The sequence below is a fragment of the Pseudomonas sp. GD03944 genome (assembly GCF_029839275.1).
GTDB lineage: Bacteria > Pseudomonadota > Gammaproteobacteria > Pseudomonadales > Pseudomonadaceae > Aquipseudomonas.
On the sequence record NZ_JAOCAH010000007.1, the window covers coordinates 83,627 to 100,268 of the forward strand.

General features: G+C 64.6%; 15 protein-coding genes. 3 read left to right on the forward strand and 12 right to left on the reverse strand.

What is annotated here, in order from left to right; genetic code table 11:
• Nucleotides 1–26: 26 nt before the first annotated feature.
• Entirely contained in the window at nt 27–422 is a 396-nt protein-coding gene (locus N5C28_RS12790; protein WP_279822748.1) for a RidA family protein, read from the forward strand.
• A 136-nt stretch (nt 423–558) separates the two neighbouring features.
• Here the strand turns inward: N5C28_RS12790 and N5C28_RS12795 are convergent, their stop codons facing one another.
• From N5C28_RS12795 to N5C28_RS12805, 3 genes are all read right to left on the reverse strand, one after another.
• Nucleotides 559–1,014: a GNAT family N-acetyltransferase gene (locus tag N5C28_RS12795; RefSeq protein WP_279822750.1), complete on the reverse strand. Its 456-nt coding sequence runs from the start codon at nt 1,012–1,014 to the stop codon at nt 559–561.
• A 63-nt stretch (nt 1,015–1,077) separates the two neighbouring features.
• Nucleotides 1,078–2,067 carry an asparaginase gene (locus N5C28_RS12800; protein ID WP_279822751.1) on the reverse strand — a complete coding sequence of 330 codons (990 nt, stop codon included), beginning with the start codon at nt 2,065–2,067 and terminating at the stop codon, nt 1,078–1,080.
• A 183-nt stretch (nt 2,068–2,250) separates the two neighbouring features.
• Nucleotides 2,251–3,696: an alanine/glycine:cation symporter family protein gene (locus tag N5C28_RS12805; RefSeq protein ID WP_279822752.1), complete on the reverse strand. Its 1,446-nt coding sequence runs from the start codon at nt 3,694–3,696 to the stop codon at nt 2,251–2,253.
• A 163-nt stretch (nt 3,697–3,859) separates the two neighbouring features.
• Here N5C28_RS12805 and N5C28_RS12810 point away from each other — a divergent pair, with 163 nt between their 5' ends.
• A complete protein-coding gene (locus N5C28_RS12810) occupies nt 3,860–4,672 on the forward strand; it encodes a helix-turn-helix transcriptional regulator (protein ID WP_279822754.1) in 813 nt (270 codons plus the stop codon).
• Nucleotides 4,673–4,820: 148 nt separating this feature from the next.
• On the opposite strand, the gene N5C28_RS12815 is transcribed toward N5C28_RS12810, so the two are convergent.
• Together N5C28_RS12815 and aspA are read right to left on the reverse strand one after the other, a co-directional pair.
• Nucleotides 4,821–5,591: an ABC transporter substrate-binding protein gene (locus N5C28_RS12815; protein ID WP_279822755.1), complete on the reverse strand. Its 771-nt coding sequence runs from the start codon at nt 5,589–5,591 to the stop codon at nt 4,821–4,823.
• Nucleotides 5,592–5,985: 394 nt separating this feature from the next.
• Nucleotides 5,986–7,410, reverse strand: coding sequence for an aspartate ammonia-lyase (gene aspA, locus N5C28_RS12820; RefSeq protein ID WP_279822757.1), 1,425 nt, complete (start codon nt 7,408–7,410; stop codon nt 5,986–5,988).
• 184 nt (nt 7,411–7,594) lie between these two features.
• Here aspA and N5C28_RS12825 point away from each other — a divergent pair, with 184 nt between their 5' ends.
• Complete coding sequence (locus tag N5C28_RS12825; RefSeq protein ID WP_279822759.1) at nt 7,595–8,506, forward strand: LysR substrate-binding domain-containing protein; 912 nt, start codon at nt 7,595–7,597, stop codon at nt 8,504–8,506.
• 102 nt (nt 8,507–8,608) lie between these two features.
• Here the strand turns inward: N5C28_RS12825 and N5C28_RS12830 are convergent, their stop codons facing one another.
• The 7 genes from N5C28_RS12830 to N5C28_RS12860 all read right to left on the reverse strand — a co-directional run bounded on the left by N5C28_RS12830 (nt 8,609) and on the right by N5C28_RS12860 (nt 16,620).
• Complete coding sequence (locus tag N5C28_RS12830) at nt 8,609–9,934, reverse strand: sigma-54 dependent transcriptional regulator (protein ID WP_279822762.1); 1,326 nt, start codon at nt 9,932–9,934, stop codon at nt 8,609–8,611.
• Entirely contained in the window at nt 9,931–11,808 is a 1,878-nt protein-coding gene (locus tag N5C28_RS12835; protein WP_279822763.1) for an ATP-binding protein, read from the reverse strand. Before N5C28_RS12835 ends, N5C28_RS12830 begins: the two co-directional genes overlap by 4 nt.
• A 180-nt stretch (nt 11,809–11,988) precedes the next feature.
• Complete coding sequence (locus tag N5C28_RS12840) at nt 11,989–12,723, reverse strand: amino acid ABC transporter ATP-binding protein (protein ID WP_279822765.1); 735 nt, start codon at nt 12,721–12,723, stop codon at nt 11,989–11,991.
• A complete protein-coding gene (locus N5C28_RS12845) occupies nt 12,720–13,388 on the reverse strand; it encodes an ABC transporter permease subunit (RefSeq protein WP_279822767.1) in 669 nt (222 codons plus the stop codon). The genes N5C28_RS12840 and N5C28_RS12845 overlap by 4 nt, the downstream gene beginning before the upstream one ends.
• A complete protein-coding gene (locus tag N5C28_RS12850) occupies nt 13,385–14,131 on the reverse strand; it encodes an amino acid ABC transporter permease (RefSeq protein WP_279822770.1) in 747 nt (248 codons plus the stop codon). The genes N5C28_RS12845 and N5C28_RS12850 overlap by 4 nt, the downstream gene beginning before the upstream one ends.
• A gap of 156 nt (nt 14,132–14,287) precedes the next feature.
• Nucleotides 14,288–15,196: a glutamate/aspartate ABC transporter substrate-binding protein gene (locus N5C28_RS12855; RefSeq protein ID WP_279822772.1), complete on the reverse strand. Its 909-nt coding sequence runs from the start codon at nt 15,194–15,196 to the stop codon at nt 14,288–14,290.
• A gap of 323 nt (nt 15,197–15,519) precedes the next feature.
• Nucleotides 15,520–16,620, reverse strand: a complete 1,101-nt coding sequence (locus N5C28_RS12860; RefSeq protein WP_279822773.1) for a polyamine ABC transporter substrate-binding protein — start codon at nt 16,618–16,620, stop codon at nt 15,520–15,522.
• Nucleotides 16,621–16,642 lie beyond the last annotated feature (22 nt).

Consider the following 16,642-nt stretch of genomic DNA (forward strand, 5'->3'; position numbering starts at 1 on the left):
TTCCTTACCCCTGATCCGGAGTGCTTATGTCGATGCCCGAGTACCACATGTTCGCCGGTGCCCCTGCGCCGGTCGCGCCGTTTTCCCACGCCTGCGAAGCCGATGGCTGGGTGTTCGTCACCGGCCAGCTGCCCATCGACCCGGGCAACGAATCGGCGCCGCTGCCCGAGGGCATCGAGGCGCAGACCCACAAGACCTTCGACAACCTGCTGGTGGTCTTGAAAGGGCTGGGCCTGGGACTGGAAAACGTGGTGTCGGCGCGGGCTTTTCTCACCGACTTCTACGGTGACTACGAGGCGTTCAACGCGATCTACGCCAGCTACTTCCCGGAAGGCAAACGCCCGGCGCGCACCTGCATCGGCACCACCGGCCTGGCCCGCCACGCTCTGGTGGAAATCGACTTCATCGCTCGTCGGCCTTGAGTCGACAGCCAAGCGATCCATTGAGCCACTGCTGGCGATCCATTGGGACCTCCGCCGTCCTTAATGTTTGGCAGAACGGCGTGTGGGTCATAGGGAAGATGAGGGCCCTCTTCACCGTAAGGGCGTCGGGCATTTCCTAGAACAGCTTGCGAAACTGAACGAAGCCCGAGCGTTGGGCGATGCGTTCGTACAGCAGCATGGCCTTGCTGTTGGTTTCGTGGGTCAGCCAGTGCACGCGGGAGCAGCCGGCGGCCTGGGCCTGGGTGTAGACGTGTTCGATCAACTGGCGGCCGATGCCGCTGCTGCGCACGTCCTTGCCGATGAACAGGTCCTGCAGGTAGCAGTAGTCGCCGACGGTCCAGGTGGAGCGGTGGTACAGCCAGTGCACCAGGCCGATGGCCTGGTCTTCATGCCAGGCCAGGGCGGCGAACATCGGCTCTTGCGGGTCGAGGAAGCGCTGCCAGGTGACCTCGCTGGTCTCGGCCGGGATTTCGGTCATGTAGAAGCGTTGGTAGCCCTGCCAGAGCGGCAGCCAGACCGCGTGATCGGCGGCGCTGACAGGGCGGATTTCGACGGGAATGCGAACGGGCATCGGAGTGACCTCCTTGGATGGCGACGGGTCATCCTGAAACGCTTGCTGCCAGACTGCAAGTGACTAATCGGCGCGCTCGCCACACAGGTCCAGGGCGAACCAGCGCTCGACTTCCGCTTGCTGCAGGCCGGCGCCGAGCAGGGCGAAGAGTTTGCCCAGGGCGGCTTCCCGGGTCATGCCACCGGCCGACACCAGGCCGGCACTGGCGAGCTGACTGCCAGCGGCGTACACACCGAACTCCACATGCCCATGGGGGCACTGGCTGATGGCGGCCAGCACCACGCCACGTGCGTGTGCGTCTTTCAGTACGCCGAGCAGCTCGGCATTGTCCGACGGGCCGGTGCCGCTGCCGTAGCATTCGAGCAGCAGGCCGCGCACGCCGCTGTCCAGCAGTGCCCGGACATGGGCGGCCTGGATGCCGGGGTAGAGCGGCAGCACCGCGAGGTTCACGGCTTGGCGTGGCTGGCGGTAGTCGATGGCGCTCGGCATGCTGCCGGCGCGTTCGCCCTGGCGCTGGCGCGGCAGTACGTGGAACGCATCGAAGGCATCGCTGCGCAGTTTGCTGACGCGGGCACCGTGCATGAGGGTGCCGTTGAAGTACAGGTGCACGCCCGGCGCGACGCCGGTGTACAGCGCCTGCATGGCGCCGAATAGGTTGCCCCAGGCATCGCTGCCCTCGGCACCGGCCGGCAGCATCGAGCCGGTGAGGATGACCGGCACCGGCAAGCCGAGCAGCAAAAAGCTCAGGGCCGCGGCGCTGTAGGCCAGGGTGTCGGTGCCGTGCAGGACCAGCACGGCGTCGCAGCCCTCCTGCTCGACGCCGGCGCGGATCACGTCGACCATGGCCAGCCAGTTGGCCTGGCTCATGTTGGCGCTGTCGATCGGCGGCAGCAGTTCGCGGAAGGTCCACTCGGGCACCTGTTCGGACTGGGCTGACTGTTGTGCCCGCAGGCGTGCCTCGAAGCCGGAGGCCGGGGCCAGGCCGGCAGCGCTCATCTGCATGCCGATGGTGCCGCCGGTGTAGAGGACGAGTGTTTTTTGCACAGCGGACATGCCTTTTTCCTTATTGGAAGTATGGTTATGGAAAGGCGCAGGATACATCTGTTCGCGACGCCTGAAAGGCCCGCCACGAGGGTGTGACGAGCACTATCGGATACAGGCAGCGCGAGACGGTGGACGTCCTTGTGGCGTCGAATCCGGGCGGCACGCAGCGGTGCCGCCCGATCGGTGAGGGACTCAGCGCTGAGTCGTCACCATGTCCGGCGCGTTGTTCGGCTGAGCGCCGTCGGCGGGAGCGACCGTTGGCCAGGCGGCGCGGTCCAGTTCCAGGTCGGCGAACTTGGAGGCGTCGAACACCGGTTGCTTGATACCGGCGCGGGACTGCTCGTCATAGTCTTTCATGATCCGCAGGCCGACCTTGAACAGCAGGGCCAGGGCGATCAGGTTGACGATGGCCAGCAAGCCCATGGTGACGTCGGCGAAGGCGAATACGGTGCCCAGGTCCTGCATGGAGCCCCACAGGACCAGGACGATCACCAGCACACGGTAGACCTGCAACAGCGAACGCTTGGTGCTGAAGAAGCTCAGGGCGTTCTCGCCAAGGTAGTAGTTGTAGATCAGGGTGGTGAAGACGAACAGCAGCAGCGCCAGGCTGACGAACACGCGGCCCCATTCGCCGACGACGGCCGCCAGGGCGGTCTGGGTCAGGACCACGCCAGCCATCTCGCCGCCAGGCTGGTAGACACCGGAGAGGAGGATGATCAGCGCGGTGCTGGTGCACACCAGCAGGGTATCGATGAACACGCTCAGCGACTGCACGATGCCTTGGGCGGCCGGGTGCTTGACCTCGGCGACAGCAGCCACGTTAGGTGCGCTGCCCAGGCCGGCCTCGTTGGAAAACAGGCCGCGCTTGACACCCATGATGATCGCGGCGCCGATGCCGCCAGCAAAGGCAGGCTCCAGGCCGAATGCACTCTTGACGATCAGCGCCAGCGTCGCCGGTACCGCGTCGATGTTCATGCCGATCACCACCAGCGCCATGCCGATGTAGCTGAAGGCCATGATCGGTACCAGCACGTCGGCGAACTTGGCGATGCGCTTGATGCCGCCGAAGATGATCAGGCCGATGACGCCGACCAGAGCGATGCCGCTGATGTGGGTCGGCAGGCCGAAGGTGTCGTGCAGCGAGGTGGCGACCGTGTAGGACTGCAGGGCATTGAAGCCGAAGCCGAAGGTCACCAGCAGCAGGATCGAGAAAACGACCGCCAGCCAGCGCAGGCCAAGGCCGTGCAGGATATAGAACGCCGGGCCGCCGCGGTAGGTGCCGTCTTCCTCGCGACGCTTGAAGAGCTGGGCCAGGGAGCACTCGAAGTAGCTGGTGGCCATGCCCAGCAGGGCCACCATCCACATCCAGAACACGGCGCCCGGACCGCCGAGCATGATGGCGACGGCGACGCCCGCGATGTTACCCGCGCCTACGCGGCCGGCGACCGAGAGCATCAGGGCCTGGAACGAGCTGAGTTGGCCAGGTTTGCGTTGGAAGGCTTCGGCGAAGATGCTGAACATGTTGCCGAAATAGCGGAACTGCACGAAGCGCGAGCGCACGCTGAAATACAGGCCGAGGCCTACCAGCATGACGATGAGCAGTTTGCTCCAGATGAGGTCGTTGAGAAGATCGAGCATGAGAGGTCTTTCTCTTGTTGTTTTGGTGGAGTGTCACATCCAGAGCCAGGCTGGGTGGGCGAATGGTTGGCGATCCTGAGAAAGGAGGCAATTTCGCAGGTGGCGGCGATATGATGCGAGTTGATGCTAGAATCGCGTCACCCGCATCATCTGGAATGGCCACATGTCCGATTCCCTCGGCGTCAATCTCAAATTGCTCTGCAGCCACTACCGTTCGATTGCCGAGGTGTGCCGCAAGCTGGGTTTGAACCGAGCCCAGTTCAACCGCTACCTGGCAGGCCAGAGCCGCCCCACTGCGCACAACCTCAAGCGTATCTGTGATTTCTTCGGTGTCGAGTCCCATGAGCTGGCGCTGCCTGGCGAGCAGTTCGCCAGGCTGGTCGGCGTGCGGGGCAATGACAAGGTCTCCAGTGCCTCGGGCGACCCGCTGTCGACGTTGTTCGAGCCGCTGCGCGAGCAGTCCGGTGACCTGTCCCGTTACTGCGGCTATTACTTCGAATACGCCAACTGCATGTCGGTGCCGGGCACCATCCTGTTGTCACTGGTGCACGTGCGCGAAGAGAACGGCACCTTCCTGTTCGAGCGTCAGGAGCGCCAGGTGACTTCTGGCGGCGGCCATGCCGAGGAGTCGGCGCGCTGCCGCTACCTGGGGGCGGCTTTCCAGTTGCAGGACCGGCTGTTTCTCATCGATTACGAGTCGCTGACCGTCAACGAGATGAGCCAGACCATTCTGATTCCCAGCTTCAAGAGCCGCATCACCCGCCTCAACGGGTTGAAGACCGGCGTTTCCAGCGGCGACCGGCGCACCCCGGCCTGCACCCGGGTGGTGTGGGAATACCTGGGCACCGAGATCAACCGCATCAGCACTTACCGCCAGGTGATGCTGTACCAGCCGGACGATCCGCGCATCGACGAAGACATCCGCCAGCGCCTGGCCCATGCGCCGGTGCGGGACGGTCTGTTCGAGGTGGAATGAGGGGCGCGGTGGCGCCAGGCGGCCACCTGTTATCTGCGGGGGCAGGTGGGCTGAAGCCCACCCTACCGATCACGCCAACCGTAGGGTGGGCTTCAGCCCACCAACGGGTCCCCGAGTCCTCTCAGTTGCCTACGATGAATGGCTGCTATCAGCACAGCTCCGGGTGCTTGCTGCACGTGCCGTAGCCTTCACCTTTCATTTCTTCGAGCGCGGCCTGCAGGCGGGTGATCACCTCGTCCGGGGTGTCGAGGTTGAAGGCCAGGTACAGGTTGGACTGGTCGAACGTCAGCACGGTACGCAGGCCGGTGACGCCGGCCTGGCGGGCATGGTGGCGCCAGACCGGGTCCGAGGTGGCCCACAGGTCGATGCGGCCTTGCTGCAGCTTGGCGATGTTTTCCGGGTCGCGCAGGGCGTTGACCGGTTGCAGACCGGCGTTCTCCAGGTGCTGGCTGACCGCGCTGTCCTTGTAGCTGCCGATGGTGTAGCGACTGGCTTCGGCCAGGTCGCGCATGGTGCCGATCTTGGAGTCCGGCGCAGCGAGCATCACCCGGTCATAGCTGGCGATCGGGCCGACCCATTTGAACAGCGGCTTGCGCGCATCGCTCATGGAGGTGGAGAACAGGCCGTGGTTCGGGTTCTCCAGGGTCGAGTCATAAATGCGGCTCCAGGGGAAGCGCAGGGTCAGGGTGTAGTCGATGGCGGCACGCTTGAACATTTCGCGCACGATGGTCGTGCTCACGCCCTGGATATTTTCGTCCCGGGCGAAGTTCTTGTTGTTGTCGGCCATGTTGAACGGCGGGAAGTTTTCCGTCTGCAGCACCACCTTGTAGCCGGCCGGCAGTTCGGCGTGGGCCTGGGCGGCGAAGAAGCTGACGACGAGCAGCAGGCAGGCGATGAGCCTGGTGGGTTTCACAGTCATGGGGCGAGCTCTCTTTATTGGCTGCGTCATCTCCCGCGCCGTTTATGGGGCTGGCACGGGGCATCTCCGCCTTTGGTCGGAGGTGTCGACATTGTTGGTTTTTATGTTGGGCTTCGACGGGTGCGCCTGCCGTGTGGCCTGATGCCTGAGCTGCCTGCGAACAACCCTGTTTTCCGGTCGAAAAAACCTGCCAAACGTAGCACCGTCCGGGGGTTGTTCCAAGTGAACCCGTTCAACTCTCGCGCATCTGTTTCACCAGATGTTGCCGCCAGTTGGCGTTCGCAGTCGGGACGTTTTCGCAGGGACAAAAAAAGGGCCTGGAGACATGCTCCAGGCCCTGCGGAAAGGTGAGGGTGTCCAATCCCTCTACCTGGTGACAGGTGGCGGTCGCCGGTCAGGCTTTGAGCGGGACCAGGCGCGGCGCGATCATGTTTTCCGGGCGCAGGATGTCGGCGAGCATGGCTTCGTCGAGCAGGCCTTCCTCACGCACCAGTTCCAGCACGCCACGACCGCTGACCAGTGCGTCCTTGGCGATGCGCGTGGAGTTTTCGTAGCCGATGTACGGGTTGAGGGCGGTGATCAGGCCGATGGAGTTTTCCATCAGGGCGCGGCAGTGGGCTTCGTTGGCGGTGATGCCGTTGATGCAATGCTCGCGCAGCATGTCCATGGCGCGCTGCAGCAGGCGGATCGAGTCGAAGATCTTGTAGGCGATCAGCGGCTCCATCACGTTCAGCTGCAGCTGGCCGCCTTCGGCGGCCAGGGTCAGGGCCAGGTCGTTGCCGATCACTTCGAACGCCACCTGGTTGACCGCCTCGGGGATCACCGGATTGACCTTGCCGGGCATGATCGAGCTGCCCGGCTGGCGGGCCGGCAGGTTGATTTCGTTGATGCCGGTGCGCGGGCCGCTGGAGAGCAGGCGCAGGTCGTTGCAGATCTTCGACAGTTTGACCGCGGTGCGCTTGAGCATGCCGGAGAACAGCACGAAGGCGCCCATGTCGGAGGTGGCTTCGATCAGGTCGGCGGCCGGGACCAGCGGCTGGCCGCTGATGGCAGCCAGGCGGTCGACGGCCAGTTGCTGGTAGCCGGGGTCGGCGTTGATGCCGGTGCCGATCGCGGTGCCGCCCAGGTTGACCTCGGTCAGCAGCTCCGGCGCCAGGCTGCGCAGGCGCGCCAGGTCTTCACCCAGGGTGGTGGCGAAGGCGCGGAATTCCTGGCCCAGGGTCATCGGCACGGCGTCCTGCAGCTGGGTGCGGCCCATCTTCAGTACATGGGCGAACTCCTCGCCCTTGGCCGCGAACGACTGGATCAGGCTGTCGAGGCTGGCCAGCAGGGTGTCGTGGCCCAGCAGCAAGCCCAGGCGGATGGCGGTGGGGTAGGCGTCGTTGGTCGACTGCGCCATGTTCACGTCGTTGTTCGGGTGCAGGTAGGCGTACTCGCCCTTGGTGTGCCCCATGGCCTCCAGGGCGATGTTGGCGATCACCTCGTTGGCGTTCATGTTGGTCGAGGTGCCGGCGCCGCCCTGGATCATGTCGACCACGAACTGCTCGTGGAAATCACCGCGAATGATGCGCGCGCAGGCTTCGCTGATGGCGGCGTGCTTGGCGGCGCTGAGATGGCCGAGTTCGCGGTTGGCGTCTGCTGCTGCCTGCTTGACCATCGCCAGGGCGATCACCAGCTTCGGGTAGTGCGCCAGGGGCACGCCGGACAGGCGGAAGTTGTTCACCGCGCGCAGGGTCTGGATGCCGTAGTAGGCATCGGCAGGCACTTCGAGGGTACCGAGCAGGTCTTTTTCGACGCGGAAGGATGCAGCAGCGGACATGATGTCTATCGTCTCGGGAAGGCGCGGAAGATACCGCGATGACTTATAGATTAGGGGCTGTAGCCATTCGTCGGCCAATGCTGTTACTTGCTGGGTCATGCTGAATCGGCATAATGGCCGATGTGACTACTTGGCGACCCCGGACGTGATCCGTTGTCGCACCACTTCGCTTGGGGGAGATGCCGTGAACCTGGAAAGCAAATGGCTGGAAGACTTCGTGGCCCTGGCCGCCACCCGCAGCTTTTCCCAGGCCGCGGAAAAGCGCTTCGTGACGCAGCCGGCGTTCAGCCGGCGTATTCGCAGCCTGGAAAGCATGCTCGGGCTGACCCTGGTGAACCGCTCGCGCACGCCGATCGAGCTCACTGAGTCGGGCCAGCTGTTCCTGGTGACGGCGCGCAATATGGTCGAGCAGCTCGGTGAGGTGGTGCGCCACCTGCACAACCTGGAAGGGCAGCGCGGTGAGGTGCTGCAGATCGCCGCGGCGCACTCGCTGACCCTGGGGTTCTTCCCGGAGTGGATTGCGCGCCTGCGCCGCGAGGGCCTGCCGCTGAACACTCGATTGGTGGCGACCAACGTGGGCGAGGCGGTGCATGCCCTGCGCGACGGCGCCTGTGACCTGATCCTGGCCTACTACGACCCCGATGCGTCGCTGCAGATGGACCCGGATATCTTCCCATCGCTGCACCTGGGGCGTTCGGAGATGCTGCCGGTGTGCGGCGTGGGCGAGGACGGCAAGCTGCTGTTCGACCTCGACAGCGGGCAGAGCGTGCCGCTGCTGGCGTACAGCGCCGGTGCGTTCCTCGGCCGCTCGGTGAACCTGCTGCTGCGTCAGCGCGGCCTGCGTAGCACCACGGTGTACGAGACGGCGATGGCCGACAGCCTCAAGAGCATGGCGTTGCAGGGCATGGGCGTGGCCTGGGTGCCCCGTCTGTGCGTGACGGCCGAGCTAGCGCGCGGTGAGCTGCTGGTGTGTGGCGGCGAGCAGTGGCAGATTCCGCTGGAAATCCGCCTGTATCGCTGCGCGCTGGTGCGCAAGGCGGCAGTGCGCCTGCTGTGGCGCAAGCTGGAAGGCGGGGCCGGACGCGACGACGCTTGAGTGCTTTCCTGCAGGATCAACGACGATGTCGAGCGGTAGGCCTGCTCCGTGGGAGGGGCTTCAGCCGCGGCTGCCGCAGCTCTTGGTCAGGAGCAGGGCCGCTTACTGCAGCCCGTACTTCTTCACCTTGTCGAACACCGTGGTCTTGGCCATGCCCAGGTCCTGGGCGGCCTGGCTGATATTGCCGGCGTGGCGCTCCAGGGCGGCACCCAGCAGGTTGCGCTCGAACGCCTCCACCGCTTCGGCGAAGGTGGGGCCGTTGCCGTCCGGGGCCAGGCCGCTCTTCTTGAACACCGGCAGGCCGAGGGCGAAACGCTCGGCGACGTTGCGCAGCTCGCGCACGTTGCCCGGCCAGTCGTGGGCCATGAGGGTGGCGATGGTCTGACGGTCGAGCTCCGGCGTCGCGCGGTCGAAGCGCAGGGACGATTGCTGGAGGAAGTGCTCGAACAGCAGCAGGATGTCTTCGCGCCGCTCGCGCAGGGGTGGCAGCTCCAAGGTCACCACGTTGAGCCGGTAATAGAGGTCGCTGCGGAACTGGCCGGCTTTGCCCGCCTCGTCCAGGTCGGCCTTGGTCGCGGCGATCACCCGGCAGTCCACCGGCACCGACTGGTTCGAGCCCAGGCGCTCCAGGGTGTGTTCCTGCAACACGCGCAGCAGTTTGATCTGCAGGTTGAGCGGCATGCTTTCGACTTCGTCGAGGAACAGGGTGCCGCCGTTGGCGTGTTCGATCTTGCCGATCCGCCGTTTGCCGGCGCCGGTGAAGGCGTGGGCTTCGTGGCCGAAGATTTCGCTCTCGAAAAGGTTTTCCGGCAGGCCGCCGCAGTTGAGGGCGACGAACTGCTTGGCCTGGCGCCGGCTGAAGTCGTGCAGGCAGCGGGCGACCAGCTCCTTGCCGGTGCCGGTCTCGCCTTCGATCAGCACGTTGGCGGCGGTATCGCTGACGTTCTCGATCAGTTCGCGCAGGCGCTGCATGGCCGGCGAGCGGCCGATGATGCGTTGCTCCAGGGCTTGGCGCCCGGCCAGCTGGCGCCGCAGCGAGGACACTTCCCGGGCCAGGCTGCGCTGCTCCAGGGCGCGGCGGGTGACGTCCACCAGGCGCTCGGGGGAGAAGGGTTTCTCCATGAAGTCGTAGGCGCCTTCGCGCATGGCGCCCACTGCCATGCTGATGTCGCCGTGGCCGGTGATCAGCACCACCGGCAGGGCCGGGTCGCGGCGCTTGAGTTCGGCGAGCAGTTGCAGGCCGTCGATGCCGGGCAGGCGAATGTCGCTGACGACGATGCCGGCGAAGTCTTCGCCGATGTGCTGCAGGGCGTCTTCGGCACTGCCCACGCCGATGCTCTCGATGTCTTCCAGGGCCAGCGCCTGCTGGCAGCCGAGCAGCACATGGGGATCGTCTTCGACGATCAGGACGGTGAGGCTGTCGCTCATGGTTGCGGCTCCCGTGGGTAGGGCAGGGTGAGGACGAACGCAGTGCCGCCGCCCTCCGGGTGGCGTACGGTGAGGCTGCCGCCCGCTGCGGCCGCGAGGCTGGCCGACAGGGTCAGGCCGAGACCCAGGCCCTGCTCGCCGGGTTTGGTGGTGAAGAACGGCTCGAACAGGTGCACGCGGGTTTCCGGCGGAATGCCCGGGCCGTTGTCGCGCACTTCCAGGCGATAGCTGTCGGCTTCGGCGGTGCCGCTCAGCCACAGCTGGCGGTCGACTTGGTCGCGCATGGCGTCCAGCGCGTTGGAGATGAGGTTGACCAGGATCTGCTCCAGGCGGATCTGCTCGATGGCCAGGCGCGTCTGGGCGAATTCCCGGTGGATCTTCAGGCTGGTGCGTTGCAGGCGCGGGTGCAGGAGCAGCAAGGCGGCGTCCACGGCCTGGTCGAGGCTGGCCTCACCGCTGTCGCCGGTGCGCCGGGCGAAGGCGCGCAGGCTGGCGGTGATCTTGCCCATGCGGTCGACCAGTTCGCCGATGTTCTGCAGGTTGCTGCTGGCGGTGTCGATGGCGCCGCGCTGGAGGAAGCGCACGGTATTGCCGGACAGGGTGCGCAGCGCCGCCAGCGGCTGGTTCAGTTCGTGGGCGATGCTGGTGGACATCTGCCCGATCACCGCCAATTTGCCGGCTTGCACCAGCTCGTCCTGGGCCTGGCGCAGGGTGGTTTCCGCGTGCTGGCGCTCGTGGATTTCGGCCAGCAGGCGCTCGTTGCTGGCTTGCAGGTCGGCGGTGCGCTCGATGATCTTGCGCTCCAGCTCGTTGTTGGCCTGCAGCAGGGCTTCACGGGCTGCGAGGCGGGTGGCGAGCACTTTGCGTCGCTCGTTCCAGGCGATCAGCAGGAAGGCCAGCAGGGCCACGGCGACGGCCACCAGCATGCCGTGGCTGATGGCTTCGCGGCGCTGGTCCTGCAGCGGGGTGAGCAGGGTCAGGTGCCAGGGCGTGTCTTCCAGGCGGCGGGTCTGCATCAGGTAATTGGCGGGCGAGCCGGCGGTGGCGAAGCTGACCTGCTCGATGCCATCGGTCAGCGGCGAGCGCTGCAGCAGGTCCAGTTCTTCCAGCGCCGCCCAGTGGTATTGCAGGCTGCGCGCCAGTTGCTCCTTGGTGTCGGCGTCCAGCGGGCGAATGGCCTTGAGCCGCACCATCGGGTCGCTGGCGAGGATGATGATGCCGTTCTCGTCGCTGACATAAGCCTCGAGGCGCGCACGCTGCCAGCGGGCTTCCAGTGCATCCAGGCGGACCTTGACCACGGCCACGCCGATGATGCGTTTGCCGTCGCGCAGGCCGTGGGCCAGGTAGTAGCCGGGCTCACCGGTGGTGCTGCCGATGCCGTAGAAGCGGCCGGGGCGCCCTTCGATGGCATCCTGGTAGTAGGCGCGGAACGACAGGTCTTCGCCGAGATAACTGTCGGCGGCTTCCCAGTTGCTGGTGGCAATCACCCGGCCGTCGGGGTCGAGCACGTAGATGGCCAGGCTGCCGCTGCGCTCGTTGAGGCCGGCGAGGTACTGGTTGACGTGATGGCGACGGTAGGCGGTGGGCGCCAGCAGCAGGCGCGAGACGTTACCTTCCAGCTCGAGGAGGCTGGGCAGGTAGGTGTATTTGGTGATTTCGCTTTCGACGGCCCGGGCGTTCAGCTCCAGCTGGCGTTCGCCGTTTTCCGCCAGGGCGCGGATACCTGCGCTTTCACTGATGTGGAAGCCGGCGTAGCCACAGCCGAGCACCAGCACGAGCATTGCGGCCGGCAGAAGCAGCAGGTGGCGAATCAGGCGAGGTTTCACGGTCAGGTCTGGCGGGACGGTGCGCGGGCTGAGGAGGGAGCATTGCATCACAGTCGTCCTGGGCTGACCAGTTGTGCGGGGTCAGGCGTGGGGTGGCACGGGCGGACCGGAGTCCGCCGCGCCGGATGAATGGCTGCGGGGTCAAGCGAACCGGCGATACCCATCGCTACATCGTCATGGGCCATCGCCGTGCTCGTCATGCCGCGTGCACATCCATCGGGGTGTGCATCAGTGCTGGAGGATCTTCGCGAGGAACTGCTGGGCGCGCTCGGAGCGTGCGCTGACGTCGCCGAAGAATTCTTCCTTGGGGCAGTCTTCGACGATCTGGCCGGCGTCCATGAAGATCACCCGGTCAGCGACCTTGCGGGCGAAGCCCATCTCGTGGGTCACGCACATCATGGTCATGCCTTCGTGGGCGAGCTGCACCATCACGTCGAGCACTTCGTTGACCATTTCCGGGTCGAGGGCGGAGGTCGGTTCGTCGAACAGCATCACCACCGGGTCCATGGCCAGGGCACGGGCGATGGCCACGCGCTGCTGCTGACCACCGGACAGCTGGCCCGGGTGCTTGTGCGCGTGTTCCTTGAGGCCCACGCGCTCGAGCAGGGCGAGGCCTTTCTGGGTGGCTTCTTCCTTGCTGCGGCCGAGCACCTTGATCTGCGCGATGGTCAGGTTCTCGGTGATGGTCAGGTGCGGGAACAGCTCGAAGTGCTGGAACACCATGCCGACGCGCGAGCGCAGTTTGGGCAGGTTGGTCTTCTTGTCGGCGATGGAGGTGCCGTCGACCACGATGTCGCCCTTCTGGAAGGGTTCCAGCGCGTTGACGCACTTGATCAGGGTGGATTTGCCCGAGCCGGACGGCCCGCACACGACCACCACTTCACCTTTCTTGACGTCGGTGCTGCACTCGGTCAGCACCTGGAAGTCCCCATACCACTTGTTGACGTTCTTGATGGAAATCATACGGCTAACCTTTTTTGCAGGAGTTTCACCAGTCGCGAGGCGGCGAAGCTGATCGTGAAGTAGACGAGGCCGGCGAAGATCAGGAACTCGTGGGGCTGGCCAAGGATGTCACCGCGCGAGCGGGCGGCGTTGAGGAAGTCCATCAGGCCGACGGTGTACACCAGCGAGGTGTCCTGGAACAGGATGATGCTCTGCTGCAGCAGCAGCGGGGTCATCTTGCGGAAGGCCTGGGGCAGGATGATCAGGCGCATGGTCTGGCCGTAGCTCATGCCCAGGGCTTGGGCAGCGCCCATCTGGCCTTTCGGGATGGCCTGGATACCGGCGCGGACGATTTCGCAGAAATACGCCGCCTCGAACATGATGAACGCCACCAGGCACGAGGTGAACGCACCGACGGGGGTGTCCTCACCGGTGATCCAGCGCAGGATGAACGGCACCGCGAAGTAGAACCAGGTGATCACCAGCAGCAGCGGGATCGAGCGGAAGTAGTTGACGTAGGTCGCGGCGATGGTCGACAGCACCTTGCTGTGCGACAGGCGCATCAGGGCCAGCACGGTGCCCAGCACCACACCGCCGAGCACGCCCAGCACCATCAGCTGCAGGGTCATCGCCATGCCGTCCCACAGGCCCGGCAGGGCGGGGATGATTTCGCTGAAATCCATCACTTACCCCCTACGGAAATCAGGCCGGGCACGGCGACCTTCTTCTCGACGAAGCGCATGATCATCATCAGGCTCATGTTCAAGGTGAAGTAGATCAGGGTGGCCAGGGTGAAGGCTTCGAACAGGTTGGCGCTGAATTCGGCGGTCTGCTTGGTCTGCGCGAGCAGCTCCATCAGGCCGATCAGCGAGGCCACCGAGGAGTTCTTGAAGATGTTCAAAAATTCGCTGGTGAGCGGCGGAATGATGATGCGGTAGGCCTGGGGCAGCAGCACGTTGGTGTAGATCTGCGGCAGGCGGAAGCCCATGGCGTAGGCAGCGGCAGTCTGGCCCCTGGGCAGGGCTTCGATGCCGGTGCGCACTTGTTCGCACACCCGGGCGGCGGTGAACAGGCCGAGGCACACGACCACGCTCAGGTAGGCGGAGGTGGCGGGGCTCAGGTCCTGCTTGAACCACAACTCCAGCGGTTCGGGCAGCAGGTCCGGCACCAGGAAGTACCAGAGGAACAACTGCACCAGCAGCGGCACGTTCCGGAAAATCTCGACGTAGGCGGTGGCGAGGCCTGACAGCCAGCGGTTCGGCAGCGTGCGCATGACGCCGAGCAGCGAACCCAGTGCCAGGGCGATGATCCAGCCGACCAGGGCGATGGCGATGGTCCAGCCGAGACCGGTGACGAACCAGTCCAGGTAGATTTCGCTGCCGATGCCGGTGGACTTGAAGTAGATACCCCAGTCCCAGTTGTAATCCATGCGGGTTTCCCCTCGTATGAAAGGTATGGCGCAGCCGCCCGCCCACCGATGGCGGTGCCGGTACAGCAGGCGGATGGTAAGAAATAGAGTGGAGGCCTCAGGCCTCCCGGGTTCCCCGCGAACACCGCGCCTTTTGGGCGCGGTGTCGCATCACCGTCAAATCTGTTCTGCGGATTTGTCGGTCGGGTTGGCGATCAGCTTCTTCAGCTCTTCGCTCATGGGGAAATTGAGGTTCAGGCCCTTCGGCGGTACAGGCTGCTGGAACCATTTGTCGTAGATGCTGTTGATTTCGCCGGAAGCGAAGGTGTCGGTGATGGCCTTGTCGACCACCTTTTTGAAGCCTTCGTCGTTCTTGCGCATCATGCAGCCGTAGATTTCGAAGGACTGCGGGGTGCCGACCACGTGCCAGTCGTCAGGCTTCTTGGCCTTGGCCATTTCGCCGGCGAGCAGGGCGTCGTCCATCATGAACGCCACGGCGCGGTTGGATTCCAGCATCAGGAAGGACTCGCCGTGATCCTTGGCGGAAATCACGTTCATGCCCATTTTTTTCTCGGCGTTCATGCCCTTGAGCAGACGCTCGGAGGTGGTGCCGGCGGTGGTCACGACGTTCTTGCCCTTGAGGTCTTCGAAGTCGTTGACGCCGGAGGTCTTCTTGGTCAGCAGACGGGTGCCGACTTCGTAGATGCCGACGGAGAAGTTCACCTGGCGCTGACGCTCGATGTTGTTGGTGGTCGAACCACACTCGAGGTCGACGGTGCCGTTCTGCACCAGCGGGATACGGGTCTGCGAGGTGACCAGGTTGTAGCGGACCTTCAGGTCCGGCATGCCCAGCTCCTGCTTCACGGCTTCGACGACCTTCAGTTGCAGGTCATGGGAGTAGCCGATCGGCTGGCGGGAGTTGTCGCCGTAGTAGGAGAACGGGATGGAGGAGTCGCGGTGACCGAGGGTGATGGTGCCGGAGTCCTTGATCTTCTTCAGAGTGCCGGTCAGTTCGGCAGCGACTACTGGGGAGGACAGCAGGGCAGCGGCAATGGCTGCGCTCAGTACACGTGGGACAATACGCATGGATCGTTTCCTCGATGTTGTTGTTATACCGCGTTGGCTCGGTGTGGCCACGGCGTTGGCTGGGAAGGGCTATCGCATTCCTGCTGTGAAAAGAGCAGGATGCATGCCAGTGTGATGTGGCTCTCGATGTTGGCGTAAATGCATGAAAAATAACGATAATTTATCGTTAGCCAGCGAAGTAAAAAATAATCGCGTTCGGGCGTTCGAATAGCCGGGTCTGTGTCGTTCGGAAATCCGAACGAGCGTATGGGTGTGACCGTAAGGTCCGTGTTCTTGAGGCGCCCACGCACGGATGGCCTGTGCGTGGGCGTGAGGTGGCGGGCTCAGAGGCCCGATTTGATGGTGTTCCAGGCCCGGGTGCGGATGCGCTCGGTTTTCTGCGGCAGCGGCTGCAGGACGTACAGGGTCTTCTGCGCTTCGGCGGTGGGGGTCAGGTGCGGGTTGTCGCGGATTTCCGGACCGACCAGGGGCATGGCGTCCTTGTTGGGGTTCGGATAACCGAGGAAATCGCTGATGGGCGCGACCACCGTGGGGTCAAGCAGGTTGTTCAGGAACGCGTGGGCCTCCTCGACGTTACGGGCGCTGGCCGGGATGGCGAACGAGTCGTACCACAGCGGGGCGCCTTCCTTGGGCAGGCGCCAGTCGACCACGACGCCGTTGCCGGCCTCCTTGGCGCGGTTGGCGAACTGGTAGAAGCTGCCCGAGTAGCCGACGGCCACGCAGATGTCACCGTTGGCGATGTCGGTCATGTACTTGGCCGAATGGAAGTAGGCCACGTGCGGGCGAATCTTCAGCATCAGGTCGCGGGCTTTTTCGTAGTCCTCGGCCTGGGTGCTGTTCGGGTTCAGGCCCAGGTAGTGGAGGGCGATCGGCAGGATGTCCCCCGGCGAATCGAGCATGGCCACCCCGCACTGCTTGAGCTTGGCCATGTTCTCCTCCTTGAAGATCAGGTCCCAGCTGTCCACCGGCGCGTCTTCGCCCAGGGCGGCCTTGACCTTGGCCGGGTTGAAGCCGATCAGCACCGTGCCGTACATGTAGGGCACGGCGTACTGGTTGCCCGGGTCGTTGGCGGTCATCAGCTCGAGCAGCCCGGGGTCGAGGTGCTTCCAGTTGGGCAGCTTGGCTTTGTCCAGCTTCTGGAACACCCCGGCCTTGATCTGAGTGTCGAGGAAGGTGTTGGTCGGCACTACCAGGTCATAGCCGGAATTGCCGGTGAGCAGCTTGGCCTCCAGCGCCTCGTTGGTGTCGAACACGTCCCAGGTCAGCTTGATGCCGGTCTTGGCCTGGAAGTCCTTGGGCACCGAGGGCAGCATGTAGTCGGCCCAGTTGTAGACCCGCAGTTCACGGGCCTGTGCCTGGACGGCAGCCCCCCATAGGGCGGCACCACACAGGGCGATGCCAAGCAGACGGTGAGTCGTTTTCATGGTGTTCTTCTCCGCTGACAGA